At 58.6% G+C, this 13,411-nt stretch carries 13 protein-coding genes; 4 read left to right on the top strand and 9 right to left on the bottom strand.

Annotation, left to right across the window (positions count from 1 at the left end):
* Nucleotide 1 precedes the first annotated feature (1 nt).
* The 3 genes from EAE_RS25080 (at nt 2) to EAE_RS21890 (ending at nt 3,957) form a co-directional block, all read left to right on the top strand.
* Nucleotides 2–1,951, top strand: coding sequence for a DNA topoisomerase III (locus tag EAE_RS25080; RefSeq protein ID WP_015705779.1), 1,950 nt, complete (start codon nt 2–4; stop codon nt 1,949–1,951).
* 153 nt (nt 1,952–2,104) lie between these two features.
* A complete protein-coding gene (hchA, locus tag EAE_RS21895; RefSeq protein ID WP_015705778.1) occupies nt 2,105–2,956 on the top strand; it encodes a glyoxalase III HchA in 852 nt (283 codons plus the stop codon).
* A 23-nt stretch (nt 2,957–2,979) separates the two neighbouring features.
* Nucleotides 2,980–3,957, top strand: a complete 978-nt coding sequence (locus tag EAE_RS21890) for an NAD(P)H-quinone oxidoreductase (protein ID WP_015705777.1) — start codon at nt 2,980–2,982, stop codon at nt 3,955–3,957.
* A gap of 43 nt (nt 3,958–4,000) precedes the next feature.
* Here the strand turns inward: EAE_RS21890 and gdhA are convergent, their stop codons facing one another.
* Both gdhA and EAE_RS21880 read right to left on the bottom strand, forming a co-directional pair.
* Complete coding sequence (gene gdhA, locus EAE_RS21885; RefSeq protein WP_015705776.1) at nt 4,001–5,344, bottom strand: NADP-specific glutamate dehydrogenase; 1,344 nt, start codon at nt 5,342–5,344, stop codon at nt 4,001–4,003.
* Between the two features lie 190 nt (nt 5,345–5,534).
* Nucleotides 5,535–5,933 (bottom strand): pyrimidine (deoxy)nucleoside triphosphate diphosphatase, encoded by a 399-nt coding sequence (locus EAE_RS21880; protein ID WP_015366162.1) that lies wholly within the window; start codon nt 5,931–5,933, stop codon nt 5,535–5,537.
* A gap of 100 nt (nt 5,934–6,033) precedes the next feature.
* Here EAE_RS21880 and EAE_RS21875 point away from each other — a divergent pair, with 100 nt between their 5' ends.
* Nucleotides 6,034–6,666, top strand: a complete 633-nt coding sequence (locus tag EAE_RS21875) for a CDP-alcohol phosphatidyltransferase family protein (protein ID WP_015705775.1) — start codon at nt 6,034–6,036, stop codon at nt 6,664–6,666.
* Between the two features lie 5 nt (nt 6,667–6,671).
* Here the strand turns inward: EAE_RS21875 and EAE_RS21870 are convergent, their stop codons facing one another.
* From EAE_RS21870 to EAE_RS21840, 7 genes are all read right to left on the bottom strand, one after another.
* On the bottom strand, nt 6,672–7,979 hold the full coding sequence (locus tag EAE_RS21870) for a rhodanese-like domain-containing protein (protein ID WP_015705774.1): 1,308 nt from the start codon (nt 7,977–7,979) through the stop codon (nt 6,672–6,674).
* 75 nt (nt 7,980–8,054) lie between these two features.
* Nucleotides 8,055–8,699 (bottom strand): ATP-binding cassette domain-containing protein, encoded by a 645-nt coding sequence (locus tag EAE_RS21865; RefSeq protein WP_015705773.1) that lies wholly within the window; start codon nt 8,697–8,699, stop codon nt 8,055–8,057.
* Nucleotides 8,699–10,231 carry an ABC transporter permease family protein gene (locus tag EAE_RS21860; protein WP_015705772.1) on the bottom strand — a complete coding sequence of 511 codons (1,533 nt, stop codon included), beginning with the start codon at nt 10,229–10,231 and terminating at the stop codon, nt 8,699–8,701. The genes EAE_RS21865 and EAE_RS21860 overlap by 1 nt, the downstream gene beginning before the upstream one ends.
* Complete coding sequence (locus EAE_RS21855; RefSeq protein ID WP_015705771.1) at nt 10,204–11,382, bottom strand: ABC transporter substrate-binding protein; 1,179 nt, start codon at nt 11,380–11,382, stop codon at nt 10,204–10,206. Before EAE_RS21855 ends, EAE_RS21860 begins: the two co-directional genes overlap by 28 nt.
* A 9-nt stretch (nt 11,383–11,391) precedes the next feature.
* Complete coding sequence (locus EAE_RS21850) at nt 11,392–11,955, bottom strand: carboxymuconolactone decarboxylase family protein (RefSeq protein WP_015366168.1); 564 nt, start codon at nt 11,953–11,955, stop codon at nt 11,392–11,394.
* Nucleotides 11,952–12,656 carry a TVP38/TMEM64 family protein gene (locus EAE_RS21845; protein ID WP_015366169.1) on the bottom strand — a complete coding sequence of 235 codons (705 nt, stop codon included), beginning with the start codon at nt 12,654–12,656 and terminating at the stop codon, nt 11,952–11,954. Before EAE_RS21845 ends, EAE_RS21850 begins: the two co-directional genes overlap by 4 nt.
* Nucleotides 12,649–13,308, bottom strand: coding sequence for a TVP38/TMEM64 family protein (locus tag EAE_RS21840; protein WP_045360465.1), 660 nt, complete (start codon nt 13,306–13,308; stop codon nt 12,649–12,651). Before EAE_RS21840 ends, EAE_RS21845 begins: the two co-directional genes overlap by 8 nt.
* Between the last annotated feature and the right edge of the window lie 103 nt (nt 13,309–13,411).

Here is a 13,411-nt window from a genome sequence, read left to right as displayed (position 1 = left end):
GATGCGGTTGTTTATTGCAGAAAAACCGAGTCTCGGTCGCGCTATCGCCGATGTGTTGCCGAAACCGCATCGCAAAGGCGATGGCTTTATTGAGTGCGGCAACGGGCAGGTGGTCACCTGGTGTATCGGCCACCTGCTGGAGCAGGCGCAGCCGGATGTTTACGACGGGCGCTATGCGCGCTGGAACCTGCTCGACCTGCCCATCGTTCCGGAAAAGTGGCAACTGCAACCAAAACCGTCGGTCACCAAACAGCTGAACGTCATCAAGCGCCTGCTTGGCGAGGCGCAGGAAGTGGTTCACGCGGGCGACCCGGATAGAGAAGGGCAACTGCTGGTCGATGAGGTGCTGGACTACCTGCAGCTGGCGCCGGAAAAGCGCCAGCAGGTGCAGCGTTGCCTTATTAACGACCTCAACCCACAGGCGGTTGAGCGGGCGATTAACCGCCTGCGCGCGAATAGCGAGTTTGTCCCGCTGTGCGTGTCGGCGCTGGCCCGCGCTCGCGCCGACTGGCTGTATGGCATCAACATGACCCGCGCCTACACCATTCTCGGGCGTAATGCCGGCTATCAGGGAGTGTTGTCAGTTGGTCGCGTACAGACGCCGGTGTTGGGGCTGGTGGTGCGTCGCGATGAAGAGATCGAGAACTTCGTCGCCAAAGATTTCTTTGACGTCAAAGCGCATATTGTCACGCCGCAAGACGAGCGGTTTATCGCCACCTGGGTGCCGAGCGAAGCCTGCGAACCCTATCAGGATGAAGAGGGGCGTTTACTGCATCGCCCGCTGGCCGAGCATGTGGTTAAACGCATTGAAGGCCAGCCGGCAATCGTGACCGGTTATAACGATAAGCGCGATTCCGAACCGGCGCCGCTACCGTTTTCACTGTCGGCGTTACAGATCGAAGCGGCCAAACGTTTCGGCTTCAGCGCCCAGAACGTGCTGGATATCTGCCAGAAGCTGTATGAGACCCACAAACTGATTACCTATCCGCGCTCGGATAGCCGCTACCTGCCGGAGGAACATTTTGCCGGCCGCCATGCGGTACTGAATGCGATTAGCGTCCATGCGCCGGATCTGCTGCCGCAGCCGGTGATGGATCCGGAGATCCGCAACCGCTGTTGGGATGATAAAAAGGTCGATGCGCACCACGCCATTATCCCGACCGCGCGCAGCAGTCAGGTCAAACTCAACGATAACGAAGAGAAGGTATACAACCTGATCGCTCGTCAGTATCTGATGCAGTTCTGCCCGGATGCGGTGTTCCGCAAGTGCCAGATTGACCTGGATATTGCTAACGGCAAATTTGTCGCCAAGGCGCGCTTCCTCGCCGAAGCGGGCTGGCGCGCGCTGCTTGGTAACAAAGAGCGCGACGAAGAGAACGACGGTACGCCGCTGCCGGTGGTCGCCAAAGGCGATGAGCTATTGTGCGAGAAAGGTGAAGTGGTGGAGCGACAGACCCAGCCGCCGCGCCACTTTACCGACGCGACGTTACTGTCGGCGATGACCGGTATTGCCCGCTTTGTGCAGGATAAAGAACTGAAAAAGATCCTCCGCGCAACCGACGGTCTGGGGACGGAAGCGACCCGCGCCGGGATTATTGAGCTGCTGTTTAAGCGCGGTTTCCTGAATAAAAAGGGGCGCTATATCCACTCATCGGATGCCGGTCGGGCGCTAATCCATTCTCTGCCGGAAATGGCCGCGCGCCCGGATATGACCGCCCACTGGGAATCGGTATTGACGCAAATCAGCGAAAAACAGTGCCGCTATCAGGACTTTATGCAGCCGCTGGTGGGGACGCTGTTCCAGCTTATCGATCAGGCGCGGAGCACGCCGGTGCGCCAGTTCCGCGGGCTGGTCGCGCCAGGCGGAGCGAAAAAGTCGTTTAGTAAAGGGAAAGGCAAGCCGAAAGGGAAAAAGCCGGAGGCGGACATCGCGCCGGAAAGTCCGCAATAATTTTCTTCGCCCCTCGCCACGAGGGGCTTAGCTAAAACGCACTTCCGCCTGAGGGCGCTTAACCCGGATGAGGGTTTTCCCACATATCTTTTCTGCCTCCCTGCTCTAAAATAGGGTTATTGATGTTAAAGAAGGGATAAAAAGGAAAAGATGATGAGCGAACAAATCAGTAAACAACCGCAAGTTGACCACGCTGAAGAGAATGCTTTTTTCCCTTCAGCCTACTCCCTTAGTCAGTTTACCAGCCCGGTGTCCGATCTCAGCGGCGCTGATTATGCATCAGGGTATCGCGGGCGGCGGAAAGTGCTGGTTATCGCCGCCGATGAACGTTACCTGCCTACCGATAACGGCACGCTCTTTTCGACCGGTAATCATCCGGTAGAGACGCTGCTGCCGATGTACCATCTGCACGCCGCAGGTTTCGATTTTGATATTGCGACGCTCTCCGGGCAAATGGCCAAGTTCGAATACTGGGCGATGCCGCGCGAAGACCAAAAGATTATGCCGTTCTTCGAGTGTTATCTGCCGCAGTTCCGCCAGCCGCTGGCGCTTTCAGATGTTGTGGGGCAATTGGGGGCTGATAGCGACTATGCGGCGGTATTTATTCCCGGTGGCCACGGTGCGCTTATCGGCCTGCCGGAGAGCGAAGCCGTCGCCGAAACGCTGCGCTGGGTGCTGCGGCACGATCGGTTTGTGATTTCGCTCTGTCACGGCCCGGCGGCGTTTCTCGCATTACGTCATGGGGAGAATCCGTTAAACGGTTATGCCATTTGCGCGTTTCCGGATGCCGCCGATAAACAAACGCCGGATATCGGCTATATGCCCGGTCACCTGACCTGGTATTTTGGCGAAGCGCTGAAAGCGATGGGGCTGGAAATCGTAAACAGCGATATTAAAGGTCGTGTGCATCAGGATCGTAAAGTGCTGACCGGGGACAGTCCTTTTGCGGCAAATGCGCTCGGTCAACTGGCGGCAAAAGCGTTGCTCGACGAATATGCAAAGTAACAGCAATCTGATGAGGGGGAGCAGTGAAATATATCTCAATTAGTCACCCGGGCGGCCCGGAGGTTCTTCAGATTGGTGAAGGCGACATCCCTTCGGTTGGTGATAACGACGTCCTGATCCAGGTGAAAGCCGCTGGCGTCAATCGGCCGGATATCTTACAGCGGCAGGGCGTTTATCCGATGCCGGAAGGAGTAACGCCGATACCCGGGCTGGAAGTCGCTGGACTGGTTGTGGCGGTAGGAGCGCAGGTGACGGATTTTCATCCCGGCGATAAAGTTTGCGCTCTGACCAACGGTGGCGGCTATGCGGAGTATTGCGCAGTGCCGGCGGGGCAAACGTTGCCAATACCGCCTGGGCTGAGTTTTAGCGAAGCGGCGGCGATACCTGAAACTTTCTTTACCGTGTGGGCCAACCTGTTTCAGATGGGCAGGGCGCAACCTCATGAAAGCGTGCTGATTCACGGCGGGGCCAGCGGCATCGGAACAACGGCGATCCTGCTGTGTCATGAGTTAGGTATGAAAGTCTATACCACCGTCGGGCAGGAAGAAAAAGTGGCGGCGCTGCGTCCTTATGCCACGGCTATCAATTACAAAACCGATGATTTCGCTGAGAAAATCAATCAGCTGACCGATGGTAAAGGCGTCGACGTTATTCTCGATATCGTGGGTGGCCCCTATTTTAATCGTAATCTGGAACTGCTGAAGCGAGATGGGCGGCTGGTGATTATTGGCTTTATGGGGGGACGAATCGCCCATGATGTTGATATTCAAACCTTGATGCTCAAGCGCGCGACCGTGACCGGTTCAACGATGCGAGGACGAAGCGCGGAAGAAAAAAGGCAGATCGCTCAGGCGCTACAGCGCCATGTCTGGCCTCTGCTGTCGCAGGGTAAATGTAAACCGCTGATTTACGCCAGCTATCCGATGGCTGAAATCGCGCAGGCGCATGCCTGCCTCGATAGCGGTAATCACCTGGGGAAAGTGGTGATTACCATGGAGTAGCGTTGATATCCCCGACGCCGGGCGTCGGGGATAAAGACACAGATTAAATTACACCCTGCGCCAGCATGGCGTCAGCGACCTTGACGAAGCCGGCGATATTGGCGCCGCGGACATAGTTGGTCTGCTTCTCTTCACCGCCGTATTCGACGCAGGCGTGGTGAATATCCAACATGATGTGATGCAAACGCGCATCTACTTTCTCCGCTTTCCAGCCCATACGCGCGGCGTTTTGCGCCATTTCAAGGCCGGATGTGGCGACGCCGCCGGCGTTGGCAGCTTTGCCCGGCGCGAACAGCACGCCAGCATCGAGGAACAGATCGGTGGCGGCAATGGTGGTGGGCATGTTGGCGCCTTCGGCAACCGCTTTAACGCCATTGGCGATCAGCATTTGCGCGGCATCGACGTCCAGTTCGTTCTGGGTCGCGCACGGCAGCGCAATATCTACCGGCACTGACCACGGCTGCTGGCCTTCGAGGTAGGTCAGACCGAATTCGCGCGCGTAATCGGCAACGCGACCGTGGCTGCGCTCTTTAATGTCGATCAGACGGGCCAGTTTTTCTTTAGTGAAGCCGGCTTCGTCTACCACCGTACCGTTGGAATCGGAAGCGGTAATGACGCGCGCGCCGAATTCCATGGCTTTCTCAATGGCGAACTGCGCCACGTTGCCGGATCCGGATACCGCGACGCGCATCCCTTCGAAGCCCAGGCCGTGGCGCTTGAGCATCGCTTCTGTAAAGTAAACCAGACCGTAACCGGTAGCCTCCGGGCGGATGAGACTGCCGCCGAAGGAGAGACCTTTGCCGGTGAAGACGCAGGCGCTATTGTTGGAAAGCTTGCGCATCATGCCGGCCATAAAGCCGACTTCGCGGCCGCCAACGCCGATGTCGCCCGCCGGAACGTCGGTGTCCGGGCCGAGGTGACGATACAGTTCCGTCATCAAGGCCTGGCAGAAGCGCATCACTTCGCCGTCGCTTTTACCTTTCGGGTCGAAATCGCTGCCGCCTTTACCGCCGCCCATCGGCAGCGTGGTGAGGGCGTTTTTGAAGGTCTGTTCGAAGCCCAGGAACTTAAGGATCGACAGGTTGACCGACGGGTGGAAGCGCATGCCGCCTTTGTATGGGCCAATCGCGGAGTTGAACTGCACGCGCCAGGCGCGGTTAACCTGCACCTGATTGCGATCGTCAACCCAGACGACGCGGAACTGGATGACGCGCTCCGGTTCGACCAGGCGTTCCAGCAAATTGAGCTGACGATAGCGCGGATTCTGTTCAAGGAACGGCCACAGAGTGGTCATCACTTCGCGGACGGCTTGGGCGAATTCAGTTTGATGCGGGTCGCGCTGTTGAACGCGGGCGAGAAAACTTTCCAGAGTACACGCCTGATCCATAGATGTAATTTCCCCTTACGGTTGTGGTTGCTTGTTATTTTTTATACACGGCCTTGAAAAAGCCGATTTTCCGACTATAACACCGGAAATAGTTAGGCTGACAAGGAAAAATTGAGCGCGGAGAAAAATTTATAATCCGACAAGGGTCATAACTAAAAACGATGACCCAGGCCGAAGATGGGAGGAGAAACTAACCTGCCTGTTGAGCGATAAAGGCATTCAGCAGAGGAATATCCGCCGGCGCCAGATCAAATTCTAATGCTTGCGACGGCGTACACCAGCGCAGTTCGCTATGGTAATGAGCGACCGGTTCACCGCTAAACTCGCCAATCCACCAGGCATGCAGGTGGATCAAACGTCCGGAGACTTCCCGTTGATGGCTGGCGATATAGCGGGTTGGCCTCGCAACGATAGCCAACTCCTCTTCCAGTTCGCGCGCTAACGCCTGCGGCTGGCTTTCGCCATGTTCGACTTTGCCGCCGGCGAACTCCCACAGCCCCGGCTGATCGGCATGCGGCGGGCGCTGCGCCAGCAGGATTTTACCGTCGCGTTCGATAATCGCGGCGACAACATCAATGATTTTTTGCATAGTTGTCCTGAATCATTCAAATACCTGCCTTGCTTATAATGGCGTATTATCTCCGTCTTTCCCCTGTCCCGACAACCTTTTAGCCTGATGGAGCGTCACCGTGCTTGATAGCCGCCTACATCCCCGATTGAAGCCCGTACTGAATGCTATCGCCCGCGTGCTCGATCGTCCGGGGATCTCCCCTGACGGCCTGACGCTTTTCGGTTTTGCTATCGGCGTGCTGGCGCTGCCGTTTCTGGCGCTCGGCTGGTACGGCGCCGCGCTGGCGGCCATTGTGCTGAACCGGTTGCTGGATGGCCTGGATGGCGCGCTGGCGCGGCGGCGCGGCCTCAGCGACGCTGGCGGATTTCTGGATATCTCGCTCGATTTTTTGTTTTACGCGCTGGTGCCGTTCGGTTTTATTGTTGCCGACCCGGCGCAAAATGCGCTGGCGGGCGGCTGGCTGCTGTTTGCGTTTATCGGCACCGGCAGCAGCTTCCTGGCATTTGCGACCCTCGCGGCAAAGCATCAAATTGCCAATCCGGGCTATGCGCATAAATCATTTTATTATCTTGGCGGGTTGACTGAAGGAACGGAGACAATCCTGCTATTTGTGCTGTGTTGCCTGTTTCCGGCGCACTTCACCTGGCTGGCGTGGTGTTTCGGCGCGTTATGCTGGCTGACGACCTTCACCCGTATCTGGAGCGGCTACCTGACGCTGAGGGAGGTGCAAAGCCACAACCTCCCTCAGTAGGCGGATTATTTGCTGCTGTCCGGGCCGCGTTCGCCGGTGGCTACCGGATTTTGCGGATTGCCGCTCCATTCGTACCAGCCGCCGTCGTAAACGGAGACGTTTTTCCAGCCCATCGCTCTGGCGTACATGAAGGTCTCTGAGGCTCGCCAGCCTGTGCCACAGTAAAACGAGACCTGCTGGTTGGGCAGAATGTTCCATTGTTTCCACATCGTCGCGATATCGTCGGCGCTGCGCATGGTGCCGTCCGGATTATGGAAGTCTTCCATATGGGTGGAATCGCTGCCGGCATGACCCCAGCGGGCGCCAGCAATATCGCCCTTCGGCTTGATGTAGCTATAGCCGCTGGTGGTGCCGATAAATTCCGGCCACGAACGGACGCTGACCAGCGAAGCATCCTGCCGGTGTAGTAACCCACGCGCCTGTTCGGTATTGAGCATTAACTGCGGCTGACCGGGGATCGGCGCGCCGAAATCCGTCACCGTTTTTTCTTTCGCTGGCATGCCGCGCTCGACCGGCAGATTCGCGTCGGACCAGCTTTTCCAACCGCCGTCGAGCAGGCGGACATCTTTCACCCCGGCATACAGCATGATCTGCGCGACGCGCGCGGCGGCGTAGACGTCGCGGCCGTATAGAATCACAGTGGTGTCATGGCGAATACCGTGTTTAGCCAGCATCGCTTTTAGCTGTTCATCGGACACTTTGTTCCACAGCGGCTCGCTTTCCACTTCATTGGTATCGATATAACCGGCGCCGGGAATGTGATTCAGCAGATAAAATTTCGGCGCCCCCCAGGCCACTTCAAACAGTTTCCAGTCGCCCTGCGGGGCGGCGGTAACGGTTTTACCTTGCTGTAAATCGTGGATCCACTGCGGATATACCAGCTGCTCAAAGTGCGGCAGCTTCTGCAGGCGCTCGCCCTGACTGAAAGCGTCGCTAAGGGTGCTGAGTTTGGTGAATCCGGCTTCTTTCAGGCGCGCCGCGACCCTGGCGTTATCGTCAGCGCCGCCGTATAACGCGATTGGCGTATCGGTCTGCAGCTGGTGCTGAGTAGCCCAGGCACGCAGTTGTTCGTCGCTCATTGCGCCAAGCCAGGTAGCGGAGAGGTTTAGCGCCTGCGGTTCATGGCCCTGCGGGCCGTTGGCGCTTTGCGGCCAACCGTTATAGAAAGCGCTGAGGCGGGTGTCTATCGCCACGCCGTGCTGCTGTTGCAGCGTTGAAAAATCCAGCGTTGGCATGGTATCAGCGGCGAAAGTAGAGGAAGCAGCAAGCCCCATGAGCAGGGCGAGTGCGGTCAATTGAGAAACACGTTTCATCGAAATGCCCGACGGTAGAGAGAGGAGGGCTCATTCTCTGCTCCTGATAAGGGAATTTCTTTGCGATAACGCAGGTTAGGCGGAATTTGCCTGCCAGGCGGCAATATTAATACAGAGTCCGCCCGGCGGGAGATCCTGACTGTCGTGAGTCACCAGCACCGCCGGGATTGCCAGCCGGTCAATTTCCGCAAACACCCACTGGCGAAAATCGGCGCGAAGTTCTGCATCCAGGCGATTAAAAGGCTCATCCAGCAGCAGCGCTTGCGGCCTTGCCAGCAGGGCGCGCAGCAGGCTGACGCGCGCGCGCTGTCCACCGGAGAGCGTGGCCGGATCGCGCGAGGCGAAGCCCGGCATGCCGGCGCGCGCCAGCGCTTGCTCAACTTCATCCTGGCGCGCCGCGCCGCGGATTTCAGCGGGCAGGGCGAGCTGTAAATTGTGCCCCACGCTGAAGTGGTCAAACAGTAGCGCATCCTGAAACAGGATGCCAATGCGTCGCGCTTCAGTGGCGAGCCCGTCGCAGCGGCGTTTGTTGAGCCATAATTCACCTTCGGCGCGAAAGGTGTCGGCAAGCGCGCCGATCATCCAGGCGAAAAGGGTTGATTTACCGCTGCCGGAAGGGCCCATCAGCGCCAACACCTCGCCGGGGGCGACAGAAAAATTTACCCCACACAACAGCGGTTGGCGCTGGAGGGTTAATGTCAGGTTGTGAACGGTTAGCATTAGCGTAATCCCCGGCGGTGGCGGCCCATAAACCAGGCCATCAGCGCAGTAACCATAAAGCAGATCGCCGGTAGCAGCAATTGCCACAGCGCTTGTGCGGCAAGCCGCGTACTGTCGCCGCCGCTGCTCAGCGCGACCGCTTCGCTGGTCAACGTCGGCGTCCGCCCGCCGCCGAGCCACACGGTCGGCAGATATTGCGCGATACTCACCGAAAACCCGACCGCCAGCGCGGTAAGCAGCGGTCGCGCCATTGACGGCAGTTTGACCCACCAGAACAGGCGGCCGCGCCGCCAGCCAAGCGTACGGGCAATCAAGAGCAACCGTGGATCCAGATTGCGCCACGCCGGGGAGAGGATAAACAGCATCCATGGCACGACCCATAACAGATGCCCCCATAATACCGTCATCAATTGACCGTCGAACCAGCCCACGAGCGCTAATTGATATTGACCATCGGCTAGCGGCAGCGTTGGGATGATTAATGGCAGCCAGAGTCCGTTATATCTGGCGGGACCGAACTCCAGCCACAGCAGGCACAGCGCGGCCCCCAGTATCGCCGCGCCTAACGCCAGCCAGAGGCTGTTGCCGATCGCCTCAGCCGTTGGCTGCGTCCATTGTGAAATGCCAGCCAACAACAACGCGCAAACCAGACCGCAGGCGGGTACCGCCTGCGCCAGGATATGTCCGGTCGTTGCGTTGGCAGGGGCGGCGCGCTTGCCGCATAGTGCGGGAATAGTTTGCCGCCAGCGGCGCCAGCCTACCGATGCGATGGCCGCGAAGATTAACGTGAACGCCAGCAGCAGCAGGCTGGCCAGCGCGCCTTTCGCCTGTTGCAGCGGATCGCCCTGATTAAGCCACTGCCACGCCAGTACCGCCAGCGTTGGCGGATTTCCCGGACCGATCACCAAAGCGACATCCACCGCCGACAAACTCCAGGCGACGGTGGCCAGCAGAACAAGGCTCATCGATGGCAGCAGTGCCGGCACAATAATCCACTGCAGACATTGCCAGCGGTTGTAGCCGAGGGTTTTCATCACTACGCTTTGGGCCGCCAGCTGTTTTTCACCCAGTACGCCATACGCCACCCACAGTAAAAAAGCGCTCTCTTTGACCGCCATCGTCAGGCCCAGACCGATACCGTAGCGATCGACCGGTGGGCTCAACGCGGGAAACAGACGATACAGCCAGCCGCCTTCGGCAAATAGCAGCAGGGCGGCGGTAGCGAAAGCCACATGGGGTACCGCCAGCAGCAGCGGTAATCTTCTCGCCAGGCGCTGCCAGCCGGCGGCTGGCCATAACGCGCCAATTACCGTCAGGGTGATGAACAGCGCGCCGCCCACCGCCAGCAGCGTAGAGACTAGCGTCGCCGCCAGCGCCTGCGGCAACTGCGGATCGCTAAATAGCGCCCGCCAGGCCGCGGCGTCGACGGCAGGTATCGCCATCAGCGCGGCGGCGGGAAGCAGGGGGAGGTAGATAAGCGCTATCGCTCCCCACGTCAACGCAATTAGTGGGTACCGTAGCGGCGCAACCATTCCTGCTCCAGCGCCTCAACCCAGACGGCGTGCGGTTCAGCCAGCATTGGCGGCGTCGCTTTCGGTTGCACGGCGTAAAATGCGGCGCGCTGGGCGTCGTTGAGTTTTTCGGGATCGAGTACGCTGGGATCGCCCCAGATCTGCGGATCGGCTTTGCGTAGCTGAGCCTGCGGCGACAGCAGGAAGTTAGCCACCACCTGTGCGCCCGCCGTCGCGCGGGCGTTGGCGGGGATGGCGACAAAATGCACGTTGCCGAGCATCCCTTGTTTAAAACCGAAGCTATAACTGTCTTGCGGAAGTTCGCCGCTGGCGGCTTTTTGCTGCGCATGCAGCGGATTGAAGGTCAGCGATAGTTGTAGCGTGCCTTGCGCCAGCATCGCGTCCATCCGCGCCGGCGACAGCGGAAAATCGCGGCCCTGGCGCCAGAGCAGCGGGTGTAGCCTGTCGAGATAGGCCCAAAGCGGCGCGGTCACCGCGGCGAAACTTGTCTCCTGCGGCGGCTGGCGCAGGGCCTCTGGCCGATCGGTCAACGCAACCAGCAACTGCTCAAGGAAAGCGGTGCCGGTAAAATCCGGCGGCCGCGGATAGGTGACGCTGCCTGGATGTGCTGTGGCGAAAGCCAGTAGCGCCTGTGCGCTGTCCGGTGGTTGAGCCAGCTGCGATCGGCGGGCGATAAAAGTCAGCTGCGCGCTGCCCCACGGGGATTCCGCGCCGTCGGTGGCGATGGAGAAATCTTCCCGAACCGGTTTTCGCGTATCGACGTAGCGCCAGTTAGGCAGCTTCTCGGCCCAGTCGCTGCGCAGTAAATTCGCCTGCTTCAATGTGCGGAAATTCTCGCCATTAATCCACAATAAATCGATTGAACCGCCGCGGGAACGCCCGGCACGCGCCTCGGTCTGAATACGCTTGACCGCATCGCCGGCATCGGCGATATGTACAATACGCAGATCGACGGCGTAATCCCGTTTCACCTCTGCGCTGACCCAATCGAGGTAACGGTTAACCGCCGGGTCGCCGCCCCAGGCGTTGAACCACACCGTCTGGCCGCGCGCCTGCTGGCTGATGCTCTGCCAGTTCTCGTCGGCGTTGGCGAGAGTCGGGGCCAGCAGCAGTGCGGCAAGCCAAATTAAACAATAACGCAGACTGCGCATATTGACTCCTTAGGGATGAGTGTCGGAAACATCGGGCTTCGGGATTTGGCACAGGCCCTGCGCCGGGATCGCCAGCGCGGAATTAAAGCGTGCGGATAAATTTTGCAGGCCGATCAGCGCGGTTAGTTCGGTTAACGCCTGAGCATCGAACTGCTGCGCCAGCCGGGCGCGCAGCGCATCATCGACGGCGGGCGGCGTCATGCTCGCCGCTTCGGCATATTCCAGCGCCAACCGCTCGCTATCGCTGAATAATCCGCTATTGCGCCAGTCGTTAACCGCCAATAGTTTTTCGCTGCCGCCTGCGCGCTGCGCCAGTTTCATGCTGGTGATATCAATGCAAAATTCACAGTGACACAGCTGGGCGATACGGGCACTCACCAACGAGCGTAGCAGCGGATCGAGCGGCGAGCGCCGGCGTTCCAGATATCCGACAAACATGGAGACCAGATAAAACGCCAGCGGGATGCGCCCCCACCAGCGGATAGGGCTGAGCACCGCGCCATAATGGCGACGGTGTAGCCACGCCTGCGGGCGCAGGATCAATGGAATCGACGTTAACGGCGGTAGATTCATGGCGATTTCCTGTTGTGATGCGCAACGTATTGCGCTTTGACTATCGCGACTACGATAGCTAAAGCGAACAAAATAGATAAACCGCTGAGCAGCCAGAACAGCCCCCCCGTCAGCAGGCTTCCGGCCCACGAGTAGACGATAGTCGCCGGTAATTGGCCGACGCCGGTGGCAAACATAAAATGGCGAAAGCGGATTGAGGTTAGCCCAGCGGCGTAACTCACCGGATCGAAAGGGACGAAGGGCAGCAGGCGGCAAACAAGGATGGTGTGCTTGCCGTAGCGCCTAAAAAAACCATCTACGCTCTGTAATACCGCCTTGCCGGTTAGTTTTTCTACCACTTCACGGCCCAGTACGCGGGCAATAAAAAAGCACAACGCCGCGCCAGCCATCGCGCTGACCCATGACAATACACCGCCCCACAGTGCGCCGAACAGCGAAGCGTTGGCAAAGGTAATTAAAAATGCCGGCAGCGGCGCGACAATCGCCTGCAGGATCATCAGCCCGAAAGAGACCAGGGCTGCCAGCGGACCATAAGCGTGAATAAAACGCTCCAGCGCTTGCTGATCGAGGGTGGCAAACGCGCTGAAGCTATGTTGCACAAAGGAGCGTACGCCCGGTATTAACCACCAGCCGACGAGCGCTGCCAGTGCCAGCAGGATGATAGCGCCGCGTAAGAGCCACAGCCGTTTTCTGTTATCCATTTTTATCGCTTACCGCGGATGTTGCGACACTAATGCGTTTATAGCGGCCATAACGTCTGGCGGCCTGAGTTAATACAAAGAGCATCAGGCCGGCAATGCTGAGTTTGCCAATAAAAGCCAGGGTGATGCCATCGCGGGCCAGTTCGCTAGCCATAAAAGTATAAATAAACAATCCCGGTAGGGTGGCGATGGTGGAGATAAACGTAAAGGACCAGAAGGGGATCGCCGTCAGCCCATAAGCATAATTCTGCAGATTATAAGGGAACAGCGGCACCAGCCTGGTGAAAATCAGAAAATCGCAGCCGCTGTGGGCAATACCGCGCTCGAACGCCTGAAAAACGGCGTGGTGACCGCAATAGCGCTGTAGCGCTTCGCGACCCAGCCAGCGGGCCAGCAGGAACGACAGCGATGAGGCGACAGTCGCGGCGATAAGCGAGAGTAGCGTGCCCAACCAGGGGCCGAATATCATACCGCCGACGATGACTAACGCGCTGCCTGGCATCAGACACAAGGTGGCGATGATAAACAGCAGGATATAAAGCGCATAACCTGCGCTACCGCTGTGCAGAATAAGCAATTGAAGATCGTGAAGGTGGCTGAACAGTCTCGTCAGCCCGGCGTGCTGAACAAGCCATGCCAGTAGGGCAAACAGGAGTACGGCAAACAGCAGTTTATAGCGTGTCGGGTAACGGCTTCTTTTGCATGAGGGTCTCCTGTCTTCGTTTTGTCCGGCAGGAAACGCCGGGTGCGCGCGA

The sequence above is a fragment of the Klebsiella aerogenes KCTC 2190 genome (assembly GCF_000215745.1).
GTDB lineage: Bacteria > Pseudomonadota > Gammaproteobacteria > Enterobacterales > Enterobacteriaceae > Klebsiella > Klebsiella aerogenes.
The sequence above is the reverse complement of the archived record's forward strand: the minus strand, read 5'-3'. Positions and strand labels throughout refer to the sequence as shown.

Coding starts and splice junctions, on each gene's coding strand:
- EAE_RS21880 (WP_015366162.1), bottom strand. CDS start 5,933: ATGCAAAAAATCATTGATGTTGTCGCCGCGATTATCGAACGCGACGGT.
- EAE_RS25080 (WP_015705779.1), top strand. CDS start 2: ATGCGGTTGTTTATTGCAGAAAAACCGAGTCTCGGTCGCGCTATCGCC.
- EAE_RS21855 (WP_015705771.1), bottom strand. CDS start 11,382: ATGCGCAGTCTGCGTTATTGTTTAATTTGGCTTGCCGCACTGCTGCTG.
- EAE_RS21850 (WP_015366168.1), bottom strand. CDS start 11,955: ATGAATCTACCGCCGTTAACGTCGATTCCATTGATCCTGCGCCCGCAG.
- EAE_RS21845 (WP_015366169.1), bottom strand. CDS start 12,656: ATGGATAACAGAAAACGGCTGTGGCTCTTACGCGGCGCTATCATCCTG.
- EAE_RS21865 (WP_015705773.1), bottom strand. CDS start 8,699: ATGCTAACCGTTCACAACCTGACATTAACCCTCCAGCGCCAACCGCTG.
- EAE_RS21860 (WP_015705772.1), bottom strand. CDS start 10,231: ATGGTTGCGCCGCTACGGTACCCACTAATTGCGTTGACGTGGGGAGCG.
- EAE_RS21870 (WP_015705774.1), bottom strand. CDS start 7,979: ATGAAACGTGTTTCTCAATTGACCGCACTCGCCCTGCTCATGGGGCTT.
- gdhA (WP_015705776.1), bottom strand. CDS start 5,344: ATGGATCAGGCGTGTACTCTGGAAAGTTTTCTCGCCCGCGTTCAACAG.
- hchA (WP_015705778.1), top strand. CDS start 2,105: ATGAGCGAACAAATCAGTAAACAACCGCAAGTTGACCACGCTGAAGAG.